Annotated in this window: 20 protein-coding genes and 1 riboswitch; of the genes, 7 read left to right on the forward strand and 13 right to left on the reverse strand. The window is 73.7% G+C overall.

Going from position 1 to position 21,397, the window contains the following annotated elements; all coding sequences use genetic code 11:
* The first annotated feature begins 87 nt into the window (after positions 1-87).
* Positions 88-1,344 (forward strand): GNAT family N-acetyltransferase, encoded by a 1,257-nt coding sequence (locus RFN52_RS05685; protein ID WP_184843198.1) that lies wholly within the window; start codon positions 88-90, stop codon positions 1,342-1,344.
* A gap of 9 nt (positions 1,345-1,353) precedes the next feature.
* Here the strand turns inward: RFN52_RS05685 and RFN52_RS05690 are convergent, their stop codons facing one another.
* A complete protein-coding gene (locus RFN52_RS05690; protein WP_184853806.1) occupies positions 1,354-2,574 on the reverse strand; it encodes a trans-sulfuration enzyme family protein in 1,221 nt (406 codons plus the stop codon).
* Positions 2,575-2,641: 67 nt separating this feature from the next.
* Here RFN52_RS05690 and RFN52_RS05695 point away from each other — a divergent pair, with 67 nt between their 5' ends.
* Together RFN52_RS05695 and RFN52_RS05700 are read left to right on the forward strand one after the other, a co-directional pair.
* Positions 2,642-3,133 (forward strand): Lrp/AsnC family transcriptional regulator, encoded by a 492-nt coding sequence (locus tag RFN52_RS05695; RefSeq protein WP_184843200.1) that lies wholly within the window; start codon positions 2,642-2,644, stop codon positions 3,131-3,133.
* A gap of 31 nt (positions 3,134-3,164) precedes the next feature.
* Entirely contained in the window at positions 3,165-4,856 is a 1,692-nt protein-coding gene (locus tag RFN52_RS05700) for a DUF885 domain-containing protein (RefSeq protein ID WP_184843203.1), read from the forward strand.
* Here the strand turns inward: RFN52_RS05700 and RFN52_RS05705 are convergent, their stop codons facing one another.
* The 3 genes from RFN52_RS05705 to RFN52_RS05715 all read right to left on the reverse strand — a co-directional run bounded on the left by RFN52_RS05705 (position 4,857) and on the right by RFN52_RS05715 (position 6,789).
* Positions 4,857-5,690, reverse strand: a complete 834-nt coding sequence (locus tag RFN52_RS05705) for an SDR family oxidoreductase (protein WP_184843206.1) — start codon at positions 5,688-5,690, stop codon at positions 4,857-4,859.
* A gap of 61 nt (positions 5,691-5,751) precedes the next feature.
* Positions 5,752-6,270: an immunity 21 family protein gene (locus RFN52_RS05710; protein ID WP_184843208.1), complete on the reverse strand. Its 519-nt coding sequence runs from the start codon at positions 6,268-6,270 to the stop codon at positions 5,752-5,754.
* A gap of 45 nt (positions 6,271-6,315) precedes the next feature.
* A complete protein-coding gene (locus RFN52_RS05715) occupies positions 6,316-6,789 on the reverse strand; it encodes a rhodanese-like domain-containing protein (RefSeq protein WP_184843211.1) in 474 nt (157 codons plus the stop codon).
* A 94-nt stretch (positions 6,790-6,883) separates the two neighbouring features.
* Here RFN52_RS05715 and RFN52_RS05720 point away from each other — a divergent pair, with 94 nt between their 5' ends.
* Positions 6,884-7,330, forward strand: coding sequence for an Lrp/AsnC family transcriptional regulator (locus tag RFN52_RS05720; RefSeq protein WP_184843213.1), 447 nt, complete (start codon positions 6,884-6,886; stop codon positions 7,328-7,330).
* Positions 7,331-7,332: 2 nt separating this feature from the next.
* Here RFN52_RS05720 and RFN52_RS05725 read toward each other — a convergent pair whose 3' ends face one another.
* The 9 genes from RFN52_RS05725 to RFN52_RS05765 all read right to left on the reverse strand — a co-directional run bounded on the left by RFN52_RS05725 (position 7,333) and on the right by RFN52_RS05765 (position 17,645).
* A complete protein-coding gene (locus RFN52_RS05725; RefSeq protein WP_184843216.1) occupies positions 7,333-10,326 on the reverse strand; it encodes an AAA family ATPase in 2,994 nt (997 codons plus the stop codon).
* Positions 10,323-11,486, reverse strand: a complete 1,164-nt coding sequence (locus RFN52_RS05730) for an exonuclease SbcCD subunit D (RefSeq protein ID WP_184843219.1) — start codon at positions 11,484-11,486, stop codon at positions 10,323-10,325. Before RFN52_RS05730 ends, RFN52_RS05725 begins: the two co-directional genes overlap by 4 nt.
* Before the next feature lie 756 nt (positions 11,487-12,242).
* On the reverse strand, positions 12,243-12,869 hold the full coding sequence (locus tag RFN52_RS05735) for a YigZ family protein (RefSeq protein WP_184843221.1): 627 nt from the start codon (positions 12,867-12,869) through the stop codon (positions 12,243-12,245).
* Positions 12,870-12,937: 68 nt separating this feature from the next.
* On the reverse strand, positions 12,938-13,222 hold the full coding sequence (locus RFN52_RS05740; protein WP_184843224.1) for a hypothetical protein: 285 nt from the start codon (positions 13,220-13,222) through the stop codon (positions 12,938-12,940).
* Positions 13,223-13,347: 125 nt separating this feature from the next.
* Entirely contained in the window at positions 13,348-13,890 is a 543-nt protein-coding gene (locus RFN52_RS05745; protein WP_184843227.1) for a SixA phosphatase family protein, read from the reverse strand.
* Entirely contained in the window at positions 13,887-14,603 is a 717-nt protein-coding gene (locus tag RFN52_RS05750; RefSeq protein WP_229856818.1) for a hypothetical protein, read from the reverse strand. Before RFN52_RS05750 ends, RFN52_RS05745 begins: the two co-directional genes overlap by 4 nt.
* A gap of 104 nt (positions 14,604-14,707) precedes the next feature.
* Positions 14,708-15,583 (reverse strand): ABC transporter ATP-binding protein, encoded by an 876-nt coding sequence (locus RFN52_RS05755; RefSeq protein ID WP_311240904.1) that lies wholly within the window; start codon positions 15,581-15,583, stop codon positions 14,708-14,710.
* On the reverse strand, positions 15,580-16,632 hold the full coding sequence (locus RFN52_RS05760; RefSeq protein WP_373308560.1) for a FecCD family ABC transporter permease: 1,053 nt from the start codon (positions 16,630-16,632) through the stop codon (positions 15,580-15,582). Before RFN52_RS05760 ends, RFN52_RS05755 begins: the two co-directional genes overlap by 4 nt.
* Positions 16,629-17,645: an ABC transporter substrate-binding protein gene (locus RFN52_RS05765; RefSeq protein ID WP_184843230.1), complete on the reverse strand. Its 1,017-nt coding sequence runs from the start codon at positions 17,643-17,645 to the stop codon at positions 16,629-16,631. Before RFN52_RS05765 ends, RFN52_RS05760 begins: the two co-directional genes overlap by 4 nt.
* Positions 17,646-17,728: 83 nt before the next feature.
* Positions 17,729-17,889: riboswitch (cobalamin riboswitch) on the reverse strand.
* Positions 17,890-17,984: 95 nt separating this feature from the next.
* On the opposite strand from RFN52_RS05765, the gene RFN52_RS05770 reads away from it, so the two are divergent.
* The 3 genes from RFN52_RS05770 (at position 17,985) to RFN52_RS05780 (ending at position 21,397) form a co-directional block, all read left to right on the forward strand.
* Positions 17,985-18,413, forward strand: coding sequence for a CoA-binding protein (locus tag RFN52_RS05770; RefSeq protein WP_184843233.1), 429 nt, complete (start codon positions 17,985-17,987; stop codon positions 18,411-18,413).
* Between the two features lie 133 nt (positions 18,414-18,546).
* Positions 18,547-20,151 (forward strand): APC family permease, encoded by a 1,605-nt coding sequence (locus RFN52_RS05775; protein WP_184843236.1) that lies wholly within the window; start codon positions 18,547-18,549, stop codon positions 20,149-20,151.
* 22 nt (positions 20,152-20,173) lie between these two features.
* Positions 20,174-21,397, forward strand: a complete 1,224-nt coding sequence (locus RFN52_RS05780) for a 4-hydroxybenzoate 3-monooxygenase (RefSeq protein WP_184843239.1) — start codon at positions 20,174-20,176, stop codon at positions 21,395-21,397.

A 21,397-nucleotide genomic window follows, 5' to 3' on the forward strand; every position in this document is an offset into this window, starting at 1 on the left:
CATGGACGAAGGGGGAATACTGGCGTCTTTACCCGCCGGTCACAATGCGTTCGCGATCACGCAACACCGTTCCGTCACAGTGGGTGCATGACGCGAGAAAAGACTCACCGGACCCAGCCCCATGACAACTGCCGCCCCGCCACCTCGTGGCGGCGGGTCACGGCGGCGTTCCACGCCTGGCGGACACGACGCCAGGAACACGCGCCCCCGACGAGTGATACCGGGTCCCCGGCACCGGAAGCGGTGCCGGGGGCGAACACCCTGTGGCGGATGCGGACCACGGTTCAGGACGAGCCGGGGTCGCTGGCGGCGCTGTGCGGCGCCCTGGCCGGGCAGCGCGTCGACATCCTCAGCCTGCAGACGCACCCGCTGGCCGAGGGCACGGTCGACGAGTTCCTGCTGCGGGGCCCTGCCGCCCTGCCGGTGTCCGCGATCACCACGGCCGTCGAGTCGGCCGGTGGCGCCGACACCTGGATCGAGCGGGCCGACGCCCACGACCTCGTGGACGCGCCGACCCGGATCCTCGGACTCGCCGCCCGCACGGCCCTGGACTCAGCGGAACTGCCGCTGGCCCTGCGACAGTTGCTGGGCCGGTGCACGATCCGGTCCCAGCCCGCTCCGGCCGGTGGCGGCCGGGCGCCGGGTGGACTTCCGGTGGAAGGCGCCCTCGACGACACGGTGATGCGGCTGCGCGCTCCGGAAGGCGGAGTGATCATCGTGGAGCGGCCGTACCTGCCGTTCACCCCGACCGAGTTCGCCCGGGCCAGGGCGCTGGTGGAACTGGACGCCCGGCTCGGACCGCGCCTGCCGCACGGACGGGACGTGCTCACGCTCGCCGAGGGCAGCGACATCACCGTGCGGCGGGCCGACACCCGTGACCTCGAAGCGACCAGGGCGATGCACGAGCGCTGCTCGGCGCGCACGCTGAAGCTGCGCTATCACGGGCCGGTCGGTGACGCCGCCCGGTATCTCAACCACCTGCTCAGCCCGCGCTACGGCCGCACCCTCGCCGTGCAGACGGCCTCAGGGCGGGTCGTCGGGCTCGGTCACCTGCTGTGGGACGGGGACGAGACGGAGGTCGCGCTGATCGTCGAGGACGCTTGGCAGCGGCGCGGTGTCGGAGCGGAGTTGCTGTCGCGGCTGGTGGCCCTGGCCGTCGAGGCGGGGTGCTCCAGCGTGTACGCCGTGACGCAGGCGTCCAACACGGGCATGGTCGCCGCCATGCGGGGGCTGGGGCTGCCTCTCGACTACCAGGTCGAGGAGGGGACGCTGGTCATCACGGCAAGGCTGGGTGAGGCGGTCGTGACGAGTGCGGAGGAGCTGGGGAGCGCCTCCGCACCGTAGGGGCGTGCGTCAGTTGGCGAGTGCGGGTGCTACGTGGTTGCTCGCGCAGTTCCCCGCGCCCCTTTCGGGGCGTCGTCCCAGCGCTCCGTCCAGATCCGACCACAGGTCGTCCGCGTCCTCCAGGCCCACCGACATGCGCAGGAGCTGGTCGCTCACTCCGGCTCCCCTGCGGTCGTCCGCGTCGACGATGCGGTGGCTGATGGACGCCGGGTGCTGGATGAGGGTGTCGACGCTGCCGAGGCTGACGGCCGGGGTGATCAGGCGGACGCCGGCGATGACCTCGTGCGGGTCGCCGTACACCTCGAAGGCGACCATCGCGCCGCCGATGCGCGGGTAGTGGACACGCGCCACCCGCGGGTCGGCGGCGAGGCGGCGGACGAGTTCGGCCGCCGTGGCGGAGGCCGCACGGACCCGGACGGGGAGCGTGGACAGGCCGCGCAGCAGCAGGTAGCCGGCCAGCGGGTGCAGGACGCCGCCCGTGGCGAAGCGCACCTGCCGCAGCCGGCCCGCGAACTCCTCGTCACAGGCGACCACGCCCGCCAGGACGTCGCCGTGGCCGCCGAGGTACTTGGTGGCGCTGTGCAGCACCAGCCGCGCGCCGTGCTCGGCGGGGCGCTGGAGGACGGGGGTGGCGAAGGTGTTGTCCACGAGCAGCGGCACCGAGCCGCAGGCGTGCGCGACGGCTCGCAGGTCGACCTCGGCGAGGGTGGGGTTGGCCGGGGACTCGACGATGACCAGGCCGGTGTCCGGGCGCAGCGCGTCGGCGACCCCGGCGGGGTCGGTCCAGGTCACCTCCGAGCCCAGCAGCCCGGCGGTCAGCAAGTGGTCGCTGCAGCCGTAGAGGGGGCGGACGGCGACGACGTGGCGCAGGCCCATCGAGCCGCGGACGAGGAGGACGGCGCTCAGCGCCGCCATGCCGCTGGCGAACGCCACCGCCGCCTCGGTGCCTTCGAGACGGGCCAGGGCCGTCTCGAAGCGGGCGACGGTCGGGTTCCCCAGCCGCCCGTAGACGGGCGGGCCGTCCGGCTCGGCGCCGGTGGTGGCGAACGCGTCGATGCGGGCCGCCTCGCCGCGGCTGTCGTACGACGGGTAGGTGGTGGACAGGTCGATCGGCGGGGCGTGCAGACCCTGCCGGGCGAGGTCGTCCCGCCCGGCGTGCACGGCCTCGGTGGCGAGGGCTCGCGGTGCGGTGCGGACGCCGTCGTGGGCGCGCGTGCTCGTTGTGTCCATGTCCATGGTGGGCAAGGGTGAACATCGACCGGGCGGCGGTGTGCGGATCCCGTGCTACGTTCGACCGATGGCTGAATCTGTCGTACTGGATCCGGTGGATCTCCATCTGTTGCGGCTGTTGCAGAACGACGCCCGGGCGACGTACCGGGATCTCGCCACGCAGGTCGGGGTCGCGCCGTCGACGTGTCTGGACCGGGTGACGCGGCTGCGCCGGTCGGGCGTGATCCTCGGGCACCGGCTGGAGCTGGATCCGGCCAAGCTGGGGCGCGGCCTCGAAGCCCTGCTGTCGGTGCAGGTCAGGCCGCACCGGCGGGAGCTGGTGGGGCCGTTCGTGGAGCGGATCCGGGTCCTGCCGGAGTCGCGGACGGTCTTCCACCTGACCGGCCCGGACGACTATCTGGTCCATGTCGCGGTCGCCGACATGGCCGATCTGCAGCGGCTGGTGCTGGACGAGTTCACGTCGCAGCGAGAGGTGGCGCGGGTGGAGACCCGGCTGATCTTCCAGCAGTGGGAGTGCGGGCCGCTGCTGCCGCCTTCGCCCTCGGCTCAATCGGCGTGACGTGTGCGGCCCGTCGTACGAGGATGGCGGCATGTCTGAGATCAAGAGCCCGCTGCCCCGTGAGGTCGCCGACGCGTATGTCGACGAACTCGTCGCCCTCGACCCGATCACCGGTACCTTCCTCGGCGACAAAGAGAGTTCGAGCAGGCTGCCCGACACCTCGCCTGCGGGCCAGGAGGCACTCGCGGAGCTGGCGCGGCGGACGCTGGCCCGGCTGGACGAGGCCGAGCGGCTGCCCGGCGCGGACAGTGACATCGAGCGCCGGTGTGCGCGTCTGCTGCGCGAGCGGCTGGGCGCCGAACTCGCGGTGCACGAGGCCGACGAGAGCCTGCGTTCCGTCAGCAACCTGAGCTCGATCGCCCACGCGGTGCGGCAGGTGTTCACCGTGACACCGGCGCAGTCGGAGGAGGACTGGACGGCGATCGCCGAGCGGCTGCGCGGCGTCCCGGCCGCGCTGGAGGGCTACCGGGAGTCCCTGGCGCTCGGGCTGGAGCGGAAGCTGTACGGCGGGCCCCGCGCCACGGCCACGTTCGTGCAGCAGCTGGGCGAGTGGGCCGACGCGGACGGCGAGGGCCACGGCTGGTTCGAGCAGTACGCCGCCGCCGGCCCCGAGGCCCTGCGGTCCGAGCTGGACGCCGCCGCCCGCTCGGCCACCGAGGCCGTCGTCCGGCTGCGCGACTGGATGCGGGACGTGTACGCCCCGGCGATCGAGGGCGCGCCGGACGTGGTGGGCCGGGAGCGGTACGCGCGCTGGGTGCGCTACTTCAACGGCACGGACCTCGACCTGGACGAGGCGTACGCCTACGGCTGGTCCGAGTACCACCGCCTCCTCGGCGAGATGAAGACCGAGGCCGAGAAGATCCTGCCGGGCGCCGGCACGCCGTGGGAGGCGCTGGCCCACCTCGACGCGCAGGGCACGCACATCGAGGGCGTCGACGAGGTCCGCGACTGGCTGCAGAGCCTCATGGACGAGGCGATGGACGCGCTCGACGGCACCCACTTCGACCTGGCCGAGCGGGTGCGCCGGGTGGAGTCGCGCATCGCCCCTCCGGGCAGCGCCGCGGCCCCCTACTACACGCCCCCGTCGGACGACTTCTCGCGGCCCGGCTGCACCTGGCTGCCCACCATGGGCGAGACGCGCTTCCCGGTCTACGACCTGGTGTCGACCTGGTACCACGAAGGCGTGCCCGGCCATCACCTCCAGCTGGCCCAGTGGAAGCACGTGGCGCAGAACCTCTCCCGCTACCAGGCGAGCGTCGGCATGGTGAGCGCCAACGCCGAGGGCTGGGCGCTGTACGCGGAGCGGCTGATGGACGAACTGGGCTTCCTGACCGACCCGGAGCGCCGCCTCGGCTATCTGGACGCCCAGATGATGCGGGCGGTGCGCGTCATCATCGACATCGGCATGCACCTGGAGCTGACGATCCCGGACGACTCGCCCTTCCACCCCGGCGAGCGCTGGACGGCCGAGCTGGCGCAGGAGTTCTTCGGCTCGCACAGCAGCCGGCCGGCGGACTTCGTGGAGAGCGAGCTGACCCGCTACCTGTCCATGCCGGGCCAGGCCATCGGCTACAAGCTCGGTGAGCGGGCCTGGCTGCTGGGCCGCGAGAACGCACGCGCACGCCACGGCGACGCCTTCGACCCGAAGGCGTGGCACATGGCGGCGCTGTCGCAGGGCTCGCTCGGTCTGGACGACTTGGTGGACGAGTTGTCGGCCCTGTGATCAGCGGCGGAATCCACCCTCGGAGTTGATGACCTCGCCGGTGATCCAGCCCGCCTCGTCGGTCGCGAGCCAGGCGATGAGGCGGGCCGGGTCGTCCGGCATGCCCCACCGGCCCGAGGGGAAGCGGGCGGCGACGGCCTCGTAGTACTCGCCGGTCAGGTAGTCCGTGTCCACGGGGCCCGGGTTGACGGTGTTGACCGTGATGCCCCGCTCGGCGAGCGTCGTCGCCAGGGAGCGGGTGATCGAGGCGAGGGCGCCCTTCTGGAGGGCGTAGGCGATCTCGCCGGGCATGCCGCCCGCGGTGTCCTGACCCGAGGTCATCATCATCACGCGGCCTCCCGGACCCGGTGGCCTCGACCGGGCGTGTGCCTGGACGAGCAGCAGGACCGCGCGGGTGTCGACCGACCAGTGCCGGTCGAGCATCGCCGTGTCGATCTCGTCCAGCGAGCCGTCGAACCCGCTCTGCGCGTGGTTGGCGACGAGGATGTCGAGACGTCCGCCGAGGGCGTCGGCCGCCCTGCCGACGACTTCCGCGGGTACGGCGGGGTCGGCCAGGTCTCCGGGGCCCGCGACGATTCGGGCCCCGGGGTCGCCGGCCGCCTCGCGCACGGAGACGAGGACGTCCTCGGGGCGGTCGGCGCCCCAGGGCTGGTCGGCGTCGTGGGGGACGTGGTGGTGCAGATAGACACTCGCGCCGTAGGCGGCCAGGCGGCGGGCCACGGCGTGCCCGATGCCGCCGCGGCGGCTGGCACCGGTGACGAGTGCGGTACGGCCGCGCAGCGGCAGAGGGTCGCGGCGCAGTTCCTCGGGGGTGGGGTGGGGAAGGCGTGGCATGAGTTCATGGTGATCGCGCCGGCCGCCCGGCGCACACGGTTTTCCCGCCGGTGACGCCGCGTCATCTCCGCGCGAGCAGCCGGAGCTGGACCAGACCCAGCCAGGTCTCCGGGCCGGGCTGGACCCTTGCCGCGCGCACGGCGTACCGGCCCGGCTCCAGGGCCACCCGCACGTGCTCGGCCCCCGACGGGTGCGACCCGGGCCAGGCCGCGTCGAACAGGAGGACCGTGCCCGGCACCTCCCAGTGCACCTCCGGTTCCCACTCCGCGCCGTCGACGGCAGGCGGGACGCTCGCCAGCAGCTCGTCCTCCGAGTCGCCGGCGCGCCACCGGACGAACATGCCGTGGCCGGGCAGGTAGGCGGTCGCGGCGGGCTCGTCGCCCAGGACCAGGGCGGTGCAGTCGCCGACCGGGAGGAGGCCGACGTCGCCGTCCACCTCGCAGGCCCGGTCGTAGTCCGAGGCCGTCTCCTCGCCGTCGGCGCCCGCCCAGAACGGCAGGACGGTCTCCGGTACCGCTATCAGCGGCCCGCCGCCCGACTCCACCCATTCCACTGCGCCCGGCTCCGCGTATCGCACCATGGCGCAAGAACCTACAGGGTCAACTCACGGCAAAAGATCGGGGGTTCAGCAGCCGCAGTCACCGGCGTCCACGGGTGCCGTCAGCGGGTCCGGGGCTCTGCGTTCACGCCCCTGCCAGGTCTCGAAGGCCAGGCCCTCGCGCACCCAGTACTCGAAGCCGCCGAGCATCTCCTTGACCCGGTAGCCGAGTTCGGCGAGGGCGAGGGCAGCCCGGACGGCGCCGTTGCAGCCGGGGCCCCAGCAGTACGTCACGACCGGCACCGACCGGTCCAGGAGCTGCCCGGCCTGCTCGGGGACGAGCGCGGTCGGCAGGTGGAGCGCGCCGGGGATGTGGCCCTGGTCCCAGGCCTCGGTGGAGCGCGAGTCGACGAGGACGAATCCGGGGTCACCCCCGGCACCGAGTGCGGCGGCGACGTCGGACACGTCGGTGTGGAAGGCGAGACCGGCACGGAAGTGGGCGGCGGCCTCGGCGGGAGCGGCGGGGGCGACGCGCAGGACGGGGTTCACGGCGGTGGTCATGGGAGAGAAGCTACGGGCGCCGGTCCCGTCCATGAAGGGACGATCCCCGGTGCTCCGCTTGATCTGCCGGGGATTCCCCTGCTATCCCTCGGGCATGACCGAGTATTCCCCGGACGCCACCGACTGGCGCATCCTGGACGTCCTCCAGAGGGAGGGGCGGGCCAGTTTCGCCGAGCTGGCCCGTGCGGTGTCCATGTCCGCGAGCGCGGTCACCGACCGGGTGCGCCGCATGGAGGAGGCCGGGGTCATCCAGGGCTACGCGGCGGTGGTGGACCCGGAGCGGCTGGGCCTGCCGATCCTGGCGTTCGTGCGCCTGCGCTATCCGAACGGCAACTACAAGCCCTTCCACGACCTGGTCGCCGTCACGCCCGAGATCCTGGAGGCGCACCACGTCACGGGCGACGACTGTTTCGTCATCAAGGTCACGGCCCGTTCGATGCGCCATCTGGAGGAGGTGTCGGGGAAGATCGGGGCGCTGGGCTCGGTGACGACGAGCGTGGTGTACTCCTCGCCCCTCCCCCGGCGTCCCCTGGGCCGCTGACCTCAGGCGCCGCGCTGCCGCAGTGCCGACCCGGACCGGCCCTTGACGACCTCCAGCTGGGCGTGGATCCGCCGCCGCAGGTCGGGGACGTGACTGACGATGCCGACGCTGCGGTCGCGTTCGCGCAGGGAGTCGAGGACGTCGAGGACCTCGTCGAGGGTCTGGTCGTCGAGGCTGCCGAAGCCCTCGTCGATGAAGAGGGTGTCCAGCCGCACCCCGCCCGCCTCGTCCGTGACGACGTCCGCGAGGCCGAGGGCCAGGGCCAGCGAGGCGAAGAACGTCTCGCCGCCCGAGAGCGTCGCCGTGTCGCGTTCGCGGCCGGTCCAGGCGTCGACGACGTGCAGTCCGAGCCCACTGCGGCCGCGTCCGGTGCGGTCGTCGGAGTGGACGAGGGTGTAGCGGCCTGACGACATGCGGCGCAGCCGTACGGTCGCGGCGGCGGCGACCTGCTCCAGCCGGGCCGCCAGGACGTACGACTCCAGGCGCATGCGGCGTTCGTTGTCCGCCGAGGTGCCGGCGGCGAGACCGGCCATCCGGGCGACGCGGTCGTACTCCTCGCGCAGCGGCGCCAGCCGGCGCATGGAGGCGGCCGCCCGGGCGGACAGCCAGGCGAGTTCGGCGCAGCGCCGACGGGCGGCGTCGTGGGCGGAGGCGGCGGCGCGCAGCCGCCGTTCCGCCTCGTCGGCCGTCCGCTGCGCCGCGTCCGGGTCGGCCCGCGGCTCGCGGGCCGCGGCGGCCGTGTCGGCCTCGGCGAGGACGGCCCGGACGGCGGCCTCCTCGTGCTGCCAGGCGTCCAGGCGGTGTTGCAGCTCACGGTGGGCGGCGTTGTCGAGGAGGGCGGCGGCCGCGGCCTGCGGCGTCTCGAAGCCGGCCCGGAAGGCGGCGTCGGCGAGCCGGGCGTCGGCGTCCTTGAGCCGCTGGGCGCTGTCCTCGGCGGCCCGTGCGGCGTCGGCGGCGTCCGTGAGCAGCGCGGTCCGCCGCTCCAGCTGCGCGGCCCGGGCGGCGACACTGTCCAGGGAGCCCCGTGCCCGGTCCAGCTCCTCCTCCAGAGCGGTCCGTTCACGGTCCAGCCGCTCCCGGTGACCGACCCGGGACGCGGTCCGCACGGCGGCCTCCTGCCGGGCGGCGAGGCGCCGTTCGTGTTCGTGCCCGGCCTGCCGCAGGCGCTCCTGCGCGGTGTGCAGTTCGGCTGCCGCGCTGCGGGCCCGCGCATACCGCTCCTCCAACTCCTCCATTTCCTGGGCGAGTTGGTCGGTGGGGGTGTCACCGGCCTCCGCGCCGGCGGCGGCCAGTGCCTCCCGTGCGGCCCCGAGGCGCCGCTCGTCCTCGGCACGCTGTTCGTCGGCGCGCTGGTAGGCGGTGAGGGCGTGCTCCTCCGCCTCGCGGTCGACGTGCCCGGCGACCTTGCGGGCGGGGGCGGGGTGTTCGGTGGCGCCGCAGACGGCGCACGGTTCGCCGTCGGTGAGGTGCGCGGCCAGCTCGGCGGCGATGCCGTTCAGGCGCTGTTCCTTGAGGTCGAGCCAGTGCTGCTTGGCCCGCAGTGCCTTGTCCTGGGCGGTGCGGACCCGGTCGGCCGCCCGGTCCGTGTCGTGGGCGAGCTGGTCGCGCAGGCGGGCCGCCCGCAGCCGCTGCCGCGCGGGCTCGCGCCGTTCGGCGAGCTGCTCGGCGAGGGCGGCGTCCTTCTGGGCGGAGTCGACCCGCGCCTGGAGTACGGTGCGCGTCTCCTCCCAGCCGTCGAGCCAGGCCTCCGCCTCCTGCAGGAGGTCGGCGTCGGCGTGCTCCTGGCGGTCCAGGCCGGCGCGCTCGTCGAGGAGTTCGGCCAGCCGCCGCTCGGCGCGGCGGGCCGAGTCGAGTCCGCCCAGTTCCTCGGCGGCCCGGCGGGCGGCGGAGGCGAGCCCGGCCGCACCCGCGTCGGCGAAGGTCTCCGGCAGCAGGGCACGCGCGCGTGCCTCGGCGGCGGCTGCCCGGCGGTGTTCGGCTTCTGAGGATTCCCGCAGGTCCAGGGCGGGGGCGACCGCTTCGGCCTTGCGGGCCCGCTCCATGAGCGCCTGCGCCTCCCGGTAGGCCTCGGCTCCCTGTTCCAGACTCGCGGCCCGTTCCCGTGCCTGGGCGAACCGCCGCTGGAGGCGGTCCAGTTCGCGGGCGTCGTCCAGGGCGCGGCCGGCGGCGGCCTGCGCGGACTCGGCGGCGGTGAGGGTGCACGCGGCGACGGTGAGCTGATCGCGGGCGGTGCTGCGGGCGACGGCGGCCGCGCTCAGGACGGCCTCGGCCAGTCCCGGTTCGCCCGGAGCCAGCGCCGGCAGCTCCATGGCGTCGCCCGCGGCCTGCTGCATGCGGTGGGCGTCGGCCAGCAGTTCCGCGTCCCCGTCCCGCACCTGGGCCTCGGTGGCCCGGCGGCGCTCGGCGAGGCGCTTCTCGACGTCGGCGAAGCGGCGGGTGTCGAACAGGCGGCCCAGCAGCTTGCCGCGGGCCTCGGCGTCGGCGCGCAGGAACCGGGCGAAGTCGCCCTGCGGCAGCAGCACGACCTGGCAGAACTGCTCCCGGCTCATACCGAGGAGCTGGGTGATCTCCTCGCCGATCTCCTGGTGGGAGCGGCTGAGGTCCTTCCAGGCCCCGGCCGTCGCGTCGTACTCGCGCAGCCACGTCTGGGCCTTGTCCAGGGTCGTGCCGGTGCCGCGCTTCTTGGGGCGCTCCCAGGGCGGCTGGCGGGTGACCTCCAGGCGGCGTCCGGCGACGGTGAGGTCGAGGATGACCTCGGTGCGGGTCACGGGGGCGGCGTGGTCGCTGCGCAGGGTGGTGCCCTGACCGCCGCCCTGCCGGGCGCCCGGCACCGAGCCGTAGAGGGCGTAGCAGACCGCGTCGAGGACGGATGTCTTGCCGGCGCCGGTGGGGCCGTGCAGCAGGAACAGCCCGGCGCTGGAGAGGTCGTCGAAGTCGACGGCCTGGGTGCCTCCGAAGGGCCCGAAGGCGGTGAGGGTGAGCCGGTGGAGCCTCACCGGGCCACCTCCCGTACGGTCTCGTCGGCCCGGACCGCGTCGAACGCGTCCCGCAGCACGCCCTGTTCGTGCGGGTCGGGGCCGGCGCCGCGCACATGGGCGACGAAGTCCTCGGCGATCTCCTGGTCGCTGCGGCCGGCGAGGCGCCGGGCGTACGACACCTCGGACTCGTCCTCGTCGCGGTCGGGGTCGAAGACGAGGCTGAGCGTGTGCGGGAAGCGCTCGGCGAGCCGGGCCATCGGGTCGGCCGGGCGGACGGGGTCGGTCAGGGTCGCCTCGACCCACGCCTCCTCGTGCTGGGCCAGCTCCGGATCGGCGAGCAGGTCCTCCAGGGTGCCCCGGATCCGGGCCAGGGCGCGGGGCACCGGGCAGTCGACGCGCTCGGCACCGAGGGAGCCGTCCGCGGCCAGGTCGACCAGCCACATGCTCTTGCGGTGGGCGGCCTCCGAGAAGGAGTAGGGCAGCGGGGAGCCGGAGTAGCGGACGCGGTCGGTGAGGGTCTGGCAGCCGTGCAGATGCCCGAGCGCCACGTAGTCGACGCCGTCGAATACCCCGGCCGGTACCGCGGCGACGCCGCCGACGGTGATGTCCCGCTCGCTGTCGCTGGGTTCGCCGCCGGTGACGAAGGCGTGCGCGAGGACGACGGAGCGGGTGCCGGCCGGACGGGCGGCGAGGTCGGCGCGGACCCGGTCCATGGCGGCGGCGAGCACGGCCTCGTGTCCGGCCTTCTCCACACCGAACTCGTCCTTCACCAGGGCCGGTTCGAGATACGGCAGCCCGTAGAAGGCGACCTCCCCGTCGGCGTCGGCCAGCACCACGGGGGTGCCGGCCGCCGACGGCTCGGTCCGCAGATGGATGCCGGCCCGCCCGATCAGCCCGGCGCCCACGCCCAGCCGGCGGGCCGAGTCGTGGTTCCCGGAGATCATCACCGTCGGCACGCCGAGAGCGGCGAGGCGGTGCAGGGCGTCGTCGAACAGCTCGACCGCGGCGAGCGGCGGCACGGCACGGTCGTACACGTCTCCCGACACGACCACCGCGTCCACGGCCCGCTCCCGCACGGTCGTGACGAGGTGGCGGATGAACTCGGCCTGGGCGCCGAGCATGTTCACCCGGTGGAAGGCCCGTCCGAGATGCCAGTCGGAGGTGTGCAGCAGCCTCAAGATGCCGCCCCGGCCTGCATGGCTCCCCCTGCTGTCGTTCTCCACCGGCACGAGCCGGTCCGCTCGTCGTCAGACCCACCACGCTAACGCGTGTGGACACCTGGTCCACCACGAACTCCGGACCGCCACACCCATCCGACGGCAATTCAGGGGAAATGTCGCAACTGTGCAGTGGAACAAGTCATTCCGGTGCGATGCCGCGCTCCGGCATCGCACCGGTCGAGGCAGAGAGGAGCATCCCCGCCGGTGCTCGACCTCACCGAGGGCCTCCCGGCAGCTGTCCGCGCGGCACTCCTCGTAGCGGGTGGCGGTCCGGAGATCGGGGAGCAAGGGCGGGGCGCTACTTCGGGACGAGAACCCGGCGGGTCCACCGGGACGACGTGGGCACCGGGTCGGGTGTGCTGAACACCGTGACCCAGGCGGGGATGGCCTTCGGAGCAGCCGTCATCGGGGCCCTGTACCGCGGCTTCCTGGGCACCAATCCCCAGTCCCCGGGCCGGGACACGGACTCGGCCGACTTCGCGCAGGCCTTCGACCTCCGCGTACGTCCTCGCGGCCCTCGCCGTCGGTACGGCGTTGCTCGCGTTCCGGCTGGGGCGCGTCCCGACGGGTGCGGCGAGCGGGAACGCGGCGGACGACGGGGGCGGGACCGGCGCCGACCGCTGACCTTCGTCGCGGCGGACGACGGGGGCCGGACAGGCGCCGACCGCTGGCCCCCGTCGCGGCTGCCGGGCGGTGGAGGGGACGGAACCGCCGTCAGGCGTCCCCGTACGCTTCCCCGCCGAGTTCGAAGCCGGCCGTCCCGGCGGTGGCGTCGGCGAGCCAGGACCGGAAGGCGTCCACGTCGGCGTCGGGGAGGGCGATCCCGATCGTCACCGCCTCCCCGTAGCGCACGTCGCGGACTTCGCGCCCGGTGGTGCGCAGGTCGTTCTCCAGCTTGCCGGCCCGCTGGTGGTCGACGGTGACGGTGGCCAGCCGGAACCGGCGGCGGGTGCGGGTGCCGAGGGTGTCCAGGGCCTCGCCGACCGCTCCGCCGTACGCCCGGATGAGCCCGCCGGCGCCGAGTTTGGCCCCGCCGAAGTAGCGGGTGACGACGGCGACGACGTACCGCATGTCGCGGCGCAGCAGCATCTGGAGCATGGGGACGCCGGCGGTGCCGCCCGGCTCGCCGTCGTCGCTCGCCTTCTGGACGGAGGCGTCGGCGCCGATCACATAGGCCCAGCAGTTGTGGGAGGCGTCGGCGTGCTCCTTGCGGACCGTGGCGATGAAGTCCTGCGCCTCCTGCTCGGTGGCCGCCGGAGCGAGGGCGCACAGGAAGCGGGAGCGGTTGACCTCGGTCTCGTGCACGCCGGTGCCGGCGACCGTGCGGTATTCGTCCTGCATCCGGCCAGCCTAATCGCGTGGCCGCCGCGTCCCGGCGGGGCGGTCGGCCGCAACCGCCGGGACCTCCGCTACGAGTGGGCCACGGCCTCGCCGGCCGTGACCTGGGGCGGGTTGGGCAGCAGCTCGGCGAGCCGGTCCCGTACGTAGTCCCCCGCCCTCTCGGTCGACTCCTCGGCGCCGGCCCGGTCCTGGAAGACGCTGGTCGACACCATCACCCCGCCGCCGGCGTCGACGAAGTAGTAGGCCACGAAACCCTGGACCTGGCGGAGGAGCGGCAGGAACTCCTCGTTCACCCGGCGTCCCGCCTCCGCCGGGTCGGTCACGCCTTCGTACCGCCGAATCACCGCGTGCATGGCTGCTCTCCTCCTGGATCGGCACGGCCGTTCTTCGCAGACGGCGTACCCGTGAGGGCACGTGGGCGCAGCACGGACCCGGCGCAGATCACTGGAAAGGACCCATGCCGGGACGGGGTCCGGGGCTACTTCTTCTTGCCCCGGGGCACGGTCACGGACGTGAGCAGCGCGGCGTCGGGGGCGAGGGCCCCCCAGGCGGTGCCGCGCCAGGTCAGTACGGCGATCGCCGAGGTGGGGAACTTCGTGCGGACCTGCTCCAGGGTGTCGTCGAGGCCGTCACCGGCGAGGGCCAGGACCAGTTCCTCCAGCCCGGGGTTGTGCCCGATCAGCAGCAGCGTCTCGACCTCGGCGGGCACCTCGTGGACGACGGCGAGCAGGCCGGCCGGGCCGGCGGCGTACAGCCGCCGGTCGTACCGGACCGGCGGGGGTGTGCCCCACTCGGCGGAGGCCAGGTCCCAGGTCCCGCGGGCGCGGACGGCGGTGGAGCACAGCGCGAGGTCCGGCAGGAGGTCGGCATCGGCCAGGGCCCGCCCGGCCGCGGGGGCGTCCCGGCGGCCGCGCGGGGCGAGGGGGCGTTCGTGGTCGGCGACGTCCACGGGCCAGGCGGACTTGGCGTGCCGCAGCACGACCAGGCGGCGCAGCGGGCCTGATCCGGCGCGTTCGATCATGACGGGGCTCCCAGATCGCGGGTGAGGTCGAGGCCGAGGAGCCGGTCGGCGTAGGCGTACGTCTCGAACCGGGCTCCGTCGGCCAGGCCCGGCTCGGTCTCGACGTGACGCAGGACGTCCAGCACACCGGGGACGTCCAGGTCGTCCTCCCAGGCGTCGCGCAGCCTTCGCCGCACGGCGTCGGGGATCGGCCGTGAGGGCTGCCGTGCCCAGCGGGCGACCGCGCCGCGCCAGCGGGCGAGGGTGGCGCGGGCGTCGTCGAGCCCGGCCGCCTCCAGCCGGAGCGGGGCGCTGTGGTGACGGGTGATCAGGGCGAGGCGCAGGGCGGCCGGGTCGCCGTGGTCCGGCGGATCCGGCTCCACGGGCGCGACGGCGATCCGCACCCCGTCGGGCGCCTTGCCGCCCCGGGCGGTGACATGGACGACCTGGGCCTCGCCCAGACCGGCGCCGACGTCGGGGCTGTCCTCGAAGGGGCGGATGCCGAGCGTCGCGGCGCCTGCGCGCAGCTCCGCCTCCCGGCGGCCGCCGGTCAGCAGCGCCCACACCGGTGTGCCGCCGAGCTCAAGCGTCCTGACGAGCAGGTCCCCGACGAGCAGCACCCGCAGGTCCGTCGTGTCGGATCCGGACGCGTGCACCTCGACACGGGTCAGGCCCCGGCGGGCCGGGGCGGCGTCGACCGGCTCGCCGGTCCGGGCGTCGATGATGCGCAGCACGAGGTGAGCGTAGGCGGGCGGGCGGCCACACGCGGGCAGGTTCGGCGTTTTCTGGCCGCCGTGGCGCAATCGCCCCACCCGTGGCGTGCCCGGCCCCTCCTCCCTCAGGCCAGCGTGCCCAGGAACCGCACGTGGGGCCGCCCCTCGGGCCCTTCACGGCTGACGGCGGCCCGCACCCGGTACACCTCGGCGATGAGCTCCGCCGTGAGGACGTCCCCCGGGGTGCCTCCCGCCACGACCCGTCCCGCGCACAGCACGACGACCCGATCGCAGTATGTAGCCGCGAGGTTGAGGTCGTGCAGGGCGACGACGGTGGTGACCGGCAGGCCCGTGACCAGGGTGAGCAGGTCGAGCTGGTGGTGGATGTCGAGGTGGTTGGTGGGCTCGTCGAGGAGGAGCTCGCGGGGTTCCTGGGCGAGCGCGCGGGCGATCTGCACCCGCTGGCGTTCGCCGCCCGAGAGGGTGTGCCAGAGCCGGCCGGAACGCTCGTCGAGGCCCGTGCGTTCCAGGGCGGCGCGCACCGCCCGATCGTCGTCGTCGGTTCCGGGCGTCCAGGCACGGCGGTGCGGGACGCGGCCGAGCCGCACGACGTCCTCGACCGTCAGCTCGACCTGGGTGTCCGACTGCTGCTCCACGACGGCGAGGCGGCGCGCGACCGTGCGGCGGGGCAGGTCGCCGAGCGGTGTGCCGTCGAGGGTGACGACTCCGCAGGTCGGGGTGAGCAGCCCGGCCAGCAGCCGCAGCAGGGTGGATTTGCCGGAGCCGTTGGGGCCGAGGACGCCGACCGTGGAGCCTGTCTCGGGCGCGAGGGCGACGCCGTCCAGGATGAGATGCCCGTCGGCACGGCGGCTGACCCGGTCGGCCCGCAGCCCCGCCTCCACCGATGCCCCCGTGCCGCTCACCGCGCCCTCCACCTCCACCGATGCCCCCGCGCCACTCACCGCGCCCTCCATCCCCACCGATGCCTCCGCGCCGCTCATCGCGCCCTCCTCGTCCGGTACAGCACCGCCACGAACGCGGGCACCCCGATGAGCGACGTCACGACCCCCACCGGAACCTCCTGCGGTTCGAGGACCGTCCGGGCGAGGGTGTCCACCCACACCAGGAACACCGCGCCCGCGAGGGCGGTGACCGGCAGCAGCCGCGCGTGCCCCGGGCCGGTCAGGGCCCGGGCGGCGTGCGGCAGGACCAGTCCGACGAAGCCGATCGCCCCGGCCGAGCTGACGAGCGCGGCCGTGAGCAGGGCCGTGGCGCACAGCAGCACCAGGCGGGTGCGGCCGACGGACACCCCGAGCGCGGCCGCCGCGTCCTGCCCGAAGGCGAAGGCGTCGAGGGTACGGGCGTAGGACAGGCAGACCACCAGGGCCACGGCCAGTACGGCCAGGCACAGCCACACGTCGGTCCAGCCGGCGCCGCCGAGCGAGCCGAGGAGCCAGAACAGCACGCCGCGGGTCGTCTCGGCGTCGGCGGAGGTCATCACGACGAAGGAGGTGAGGGCGGAGAAGAGCTGCATGGCGGCGACGCCCGCGAGGACGACACGGTCGGTGGTGCCGCCGAGGGTGTGGCTGAGCAGCAGCACCAGCGCGAACGACAGCAGGGCGCCGAGGAACGCACCGGCGGACACCGACAGGGCGCCGCCGCCCGCGCCGAGCACGACCACGAGGACCGCTCCGGTGGAGGCGCCCGAGGACACCCCGAGCACGAACGGGTCGGCGAGCGGGTTGCGCAGCAGCGACTGCATCACCGCCCCGCAGACGGCGAGTCCGGCTCCGCACACGGCCGCGAGCAGGGTGCGCGGCAGCCGCAGCTGCCAGACGATCCCGTCCCGGATCGGCGTCAGCTCCGAGCTGCCGAGGCCGAGACGGGCGGCCACGACGGACCACACGTCGGCGACGCGGATGTCGGCGGGACCGATGGTGATGGCGACGGCGAGGGAGGCGACGAGCGCGACGGTCCCGGCCACTCCCAGCGCGAGTCCTGCCCGGCGCCGGGGCTTGGTCCCGGCGACCGGCAGCCCCTGGGCGGTCACTTCACCAGTCCGAACCGGCGCAGCCCGGCGGCCACCTGCTCCACGCCCTCGACGGTGCGGATGGTCGGGTTCATGGCCTGCCCGCTGAGCAGCACGTACCGCTTGTGCCGGACGGCGTCCATGGTCCTGGTGACGGGGTTGGACTCCAGGAAGGCGATCTTCTTCGCGGCCGACTCGGCGGTCTGGGACTTGCGGGTCAGATCGCCGATGACGAGGACGTCGGGGTCGCGGTCGGCGACCGTCTCCCAGTTGATCTGCGGCCACTCCTCGTGCGTGTCGTCGAAGACGTTCTTCGCGCCGAGGGCCCGGGTGATGATGCCGGGTGCTCCGCAACAGCCCGCCATGTAGGGCGACTCGGAGTTCGCGAACCAGTACAGGAGGGTGACGTCGGAGGCGTCGATCCCGGCGGTGGCCTTCTTCATGCGCCGCTGGAGTGAGGTCACGAGGGCGTCGCCGCGCTTCTTCACCCCGAACACGGTCGCGAGGTCCCGGACTTCGCCGTAGACGGTGTCGATGCCCAGGGCCTTGTCGCGGGCGCCGTCGCCGCCGCCCGAGTTGTCCTTGCCGGCGCAGTCGGACGGGGACACGTAGGTGGGGACGCCGAGCTTCTCGAACTGCTCGCGGGTGGCGACGCCGCCCTTGCCGAGGGTGGAGACGAAGGACGCGGTGACGAAGTCGGGTTCGGTGTCCAGGACGCGTTCGAAGGACGGGTTGTTGTCGGCGATGCGCGGGACCTTGGCCTCGGCCTTCCCCAGCCCCTTCATCACGGGGTCGGTCCAGGTGGCCGTGCCCGCGAGGCGGTCGGCGAGGCCGAGGGAGAGCAGGATCTCGGTGGTGCCCTGGTTGAGGGACACGGCATACCGCGGCGGGGTGGCCACCCGGACGTCGTGCCCGCAGTTGGTGAGGGTGACGGCGGCCTTGGCGTCGGTGGACGCGGAGCCGCCGCAGCCGGTCAGGAGCAGGGAGCCGGCCGCGAGCAGGGCGGCGGCACGGGCGGGTCGGGCGAGGGGCACGAAAACCAGTCCTCAGGCGTCGAGGGCCCATTCGCGGAGCCCGGTCGTACGGTGCTCCCCCGCCGCACGCGGCCGCGGGGGCCGCCAGCAGGTCTTCGGACTCGGGTTCACCCGGATCGGAGCGCCTTCCCGGACGTCCGCGAGGGAGTCCAGTGGCCGAGGCCCCGCCCGTCCCCCTCACCGCTGCGCGTCAGTTCCGGATTCGCACCGGATTCCCTGACCCACGTACATGGGTTCGACTGGCCTCGGCAAGCTATCACGGGGGCGCCCGGGAATCACCGCGCGTCCCGCGCCGTTGCCGGGAGAGCAGCGTGTCCACGACTTACGAGGAGGCCGCCGGTGTACGGCGACGAGGCAACGGTCCGCAGGATCCTCACCGAGCTCGGCGACACCTGGGCCGTGGTGGGCCTGTCGTCGAACCGGCAGCGGGCGGCGTACGGGGTGGCCGCCGTGCTCCAGCGCTTCGGCAAGCGCGTCGTGCCGGTGCATCCGAAGGCGGAGACGGTGCACGGGGAGAAGGGGTACGCGAGCCTGGCGGACATCCCCTTCGACGTGGACGTCGTCGACGTGTTCGTGAACAGCGACCTCGCCGGGGCCGTCGCGGGCGAGGCGGTCGCGAAGGGCGCGCAGGGCGTCTGGTTCCAGCTGGGTGTCGTCGACGAGGCGGCCTACGAACGGACCCGCGCGGCGGGTCTGGAGATGGTGATGGACCGCTGCCCGGCGATCGAGATCCCACGGCTGTCTCATCACCGCGTACAGGAATCCTGAAGCGTTCCCCACGAAATACCCGCACCCGGTCAAGGGTGCACAACTCGTCTTCTGCGGCCGGCCGGCCGATTCCTAACCTGAGGCCTCTTGCTCCCCGAACTCCCCGAGTTCATCTTCGAGAGGCCCTGTATTCATGGAAAGAGACGGCCTGCGGCGGGATGTCGGACTGATCGGGCTCATGTGGGCGTCGGTCGGTTCCATCATCGGTTCGGGCTGGCTGTACGGCGCCGAGAAGGCGGTCGTGGCGGCCGGCCCCGCGGCGATCCTGTCCTGGCTCATCGGTGCTGTGGCGATCGTGCTGCTGGCGCTGGTGCACGCGGAACTGGGCGGCATGTTCCCGGTCGCGGGCGGCACCGCCCGCTATCCGCACTACGCGTTCGGCGGTCTGGCCGGCATGTCCTTCGGCTGGTTCTCCTGGCTCCAGGCGGCGACCGTGGCACCGATCGAGGTCGAGGCCATGATCGGCTACGCCGGGCACTGGCACTGGGCCCAGGGCTTCGAGCACGCGAAGGACGGGACGCTGACGACGAGCGGCTTCGTCGTCGCCGTCCTGCTGATGGCCGTGTTCGTCGTGGTCAACTTCCTCGGCGTGCGGATCCTCGCGCACACCAACAGCGCCGCCACCTGGTGGAAGGTGGCCGTGCCGCTGGCCGCGATCTTCATCATCGCGGCCGGCAACTTCCACCCCGGCAACTTCACCGAGCACGGCTTCGCCCCGTTCGGTGCCCACGGCGTGCTGAGCGCCGTCAGCTCCAGCGGCATCATCTTCGCCCTGCTGGGCTTCGAGCAGGCGATCCAGCTGGCCGGCGAGAGCCGCGACCCGCAGCGGGACCTGCCGCGCGCCACGATCGGCTCGGTCGCCATCGGGGCGGCCATCTACGTCCTGCTCCAGATCGTCTTCATAGCCGCCCTGCCACTGGGCGCCTTCGCGCACGGCTGGACCAAGCTCGACTACCCCGGCATCAGCGGCCCGTGGGCGGGGCTCGCGACCCTGGTGGGCCTCGGCTGGCTGAGCGTGGTGCTGTACCTGGACGCGGTGGTCTCCCCGGGCGGCACCGGCCTGATCTACACGACGGCCACGTCCCGCGTCTCCTACGGACTGGCCCGCAACGGCTACGCGCCGAAGCTCTTCGTCCGTACCGACGCGCGCGGCGTGCCGTGGTTCGGCCTGATCGTGTCCTTCGTGACCGGCGTGGTCTGCTTCCTGCCCTTCCCGAGCTGGCAACAGCTGGTCAGCTTCATCACCTCGGCGAGCGTGCTGATGTACGCGGGGGCCCCGCTGGCCTACGGCGTCTTCGCGGACCGGCTGCCGCACCGGGCGCGCCCCTACCGCCTGCCCGGCGGAAAGGTCCTCTCGCCGCTGTCGTTCGTGGTGGCCAACCTCATCATCTACTGGTCCACCTGGGACACCCTGTGGCGGCTCGGCGTGGCCATCGTCCTCGGCTACGTCCTGCTCGGCGGCTACGCCTGGTACGCCACCCGCAAGGGTCTGCCCGACGCGCCGCGGCTCGACTGGAAGGCCGCCCAGTGGCTGCCCGTCTACCTGCTGGGCATGGGCGTCATCTCCTGGCAGGGCGGCTTCGGCGGCCAGGGGCACCTCGCACTGTGGTGGGACATCCTGGTCGTCGCGGTGTTCTCGCTGGCGATCTATTACTGGGCGCGGGCCTCGGCCTCCGGGTCCGGGGAGATCGAGCGGAGCATCGAGGAGGTGGCCGTCGCGGAGGTGCCCGTCCACTGAGTCCGGCCTCCATAATGTGCGCATGACCCGCCCCCTGCCGCGTGCCGGCTCCGGCGCCCCGCACCGCTTCCCGGTCGTTGTCGTGGGCGCCGGACCCGCGGGTCTGACCGTCGGGAACATCCTGCGGGCCGCCTCCGTGGACTGCCTGGTGCTGGAGACGGAGACCCGCGAGTTCATCGAACAGCGGCCCCGGGCCGGGGTCATCGAGGAATGGGCCGCACGCGGCCTGGAGAAGCGGGGCCTCGCCCGCAACCTGCTGGACCGCGCGGAACTGCACACCGCGTGCGAGTTCCGCTTCGACGGGGAGCGCTACCGGTTCCCCTACGGCGAGCTGACGGGCAGTCACCACTTCGTGTATCCGCAGCCGTTGCTGGTGACGGACCTGGTGCGCGAGTACGCCGACGTCCGGGGCGGACACATCCGCTTCGGGGTCCGTGACGTGCGGATCCACCTCCTCGACACCGACCGGCCGTGGGTGTCGTACACCTGCCCCGAGACGGGTGAACGCCAGGTCGTGCACTGCGACTTCGTCGCCGGCTGTGACGGCGCGCGCGGGGTGAGCCGGGCCTCTCTGCCGCCCGAGCGGGTCCGGATCGCGCGGCACGACTACGGCATCGGCTGGCTGGCCCTGCTCGCCGAGGCGCCGCCGTCCGCCGACTGCGTGCTGTTCGGATGCCATGCGCGCGGCTTCGCCGGCCAGATGCCCCGCAGCCCGGAGGTGACCCGCTACTACCTCCAGTGCCCGCCGGGCGACGACCCGGAGAACTGGCCGCACGAGCGCGTCTGGTCGGAGCTCCGGGAGCGCCTCGGGGCGGCCGGGGTGCCGCCTCCGGCCGAAGGCCGGCTGATCGAGAAGCGCGTGCTGGACATGCACGACTACGTGGTCGAGCCGATGGTGCACGGCCGGCTCTTCCTCGCGGGCGACGCGGCCCATCTGGTCGCCCCGATCGCCGCCAAGGGCATGAACCTCGCCCTGCACGACGCCTTCCTGCTCGGCGACGCCCTGGTCGCGCGGCTCACCACAGGCGACGACAGCGGCCTCGACGGCTACGCGCAGGCGTGTCTGCGGCGGGTGTGGGACTACCAGGAGTTCTCGCAGTGGCTGTCCGAGGTGTACCACGGCACGGCGGCGGGCAACCCGTTCCGCGCGGGCACCACGCTCGCCCGGCTGCGCCGCCTGTTCACCTCGCCGACGGCGGCCGCCGCCTTCGCCGAGCAGTATCTGGGGACGGCCGCGCGCTACTGA

This window comes from Streptomyces collinus, from assembly GCF_031348265.1.
Taxonomy (GTDB): Bacteria; Actinomycetota; Actinomycetes; order Streptomycetales; family Streptomycetaceae; genus Streptomyces; species Streptomyces collinus.

Excerpts from the sequence above, each read along its gene's own strand:
- RFN52_RS05685 (WP_184843198.1), top strand. The coding sequence starts at position 88 with ATGACGCGAGAAAAGACTCACCGGACCCAGCCCCATGACAACTGCCGC.
- RFN52_RS05690 (WP_184853806.1), bottom strand. The coding sequence starts at position 2,574 with ATGGACACAACGAGCACGCGCGCCCACGACGGCGTCCGCACCGCACCG.
- RFN52_RS05695 (WP_184843200.1), top strand. The coding sequence starts at position 2,642 with ATGGCTGAATCTGTCGTACTGGATCCGGTGGATCTCCATCTGTTGCGG.
- RFN52_RS05700 (WP_184843203.1), top strand. The coding sequence starts at position 3,165 with ATGTCTGAGATCAAGAGCCCGCTGCCCCGTGAGGTCGCCGACGCGTAT.
- RFN52_RS05705 (WP_184843206.1), bottom strand. The coding sequence starts at position 5,690 with ATGCCACGCCTTCCCCACCCCACCCCCGAGGAACTGCGCCGCGACCCT.
- RFN52_RS05710 (WP_184843208.1), bottom strand. The coding sequence starts at position 6,270 with ATGGTGCGATACGCGGAGCCGGGCGCAGTGGAATGGGTGGAGTCGGGC.
- RFN52_RS05715 (WP_184843211.1), bottom strand. The coding sequence starts at position 6,789 with ATGACCACCGCCGTGAACCCCGTCCTGCGCGTCGCCCCCGCCGCTCCC.
- RFN52_RS05720 (WP_184843213.1), top strand. The coding sequence starts at position 6,884 with ATGACCGAGTATTCCCCGGACGCCACCGACTGGCGCATCCTGGACGTC.
- RFN52_RS05735 (WP_184843221.1), bottom strand. The coding sequence starts at position 12,869 with ATGCAGGACGAATACCGCACGGTCGCCGGCACCGGCGTGCACGAGACC.
- RFN52_RS05740 (WP_184843224.1), bottom strand. The coding sequence starts at position 13,222 with ATGCACGCGGTGATTCGGCGGTACGAAGGCGTGACCGACCCGGCGGAG.
- RFN52_RS05745 (WP_184843227.1), bottom strand. The coding sequence starts at position 13,890 with ATGATCGAACGCGCCGGATCAGGCCCGCTGCGCCGCCTGGTCGTGCTG.
- RFN52_RS05755 (WP_311240904.1), bottom strand. The coding sequence starts at position 15,583 with ATGAGCGGCGCGGAGGCATCGGTGGGGATGGAGGGCGCGGTGAGTGGC.
- RFN52_RS05775 (WP_184843236.1), top strand. The coding sequence starts at position 18,547 with ATGGAAAGAGACGGCCTGCGGCGGGATGTCGGACTGATCGGGCTCATG.
- RFN52_RS05780 (WP_184843239.1), top strand. The coding sequence starts at position 20,174 with ATGACCCGCCCCCTGCCGCGTGCCGGCTCCGGCGCCCCGCACCGCTTC.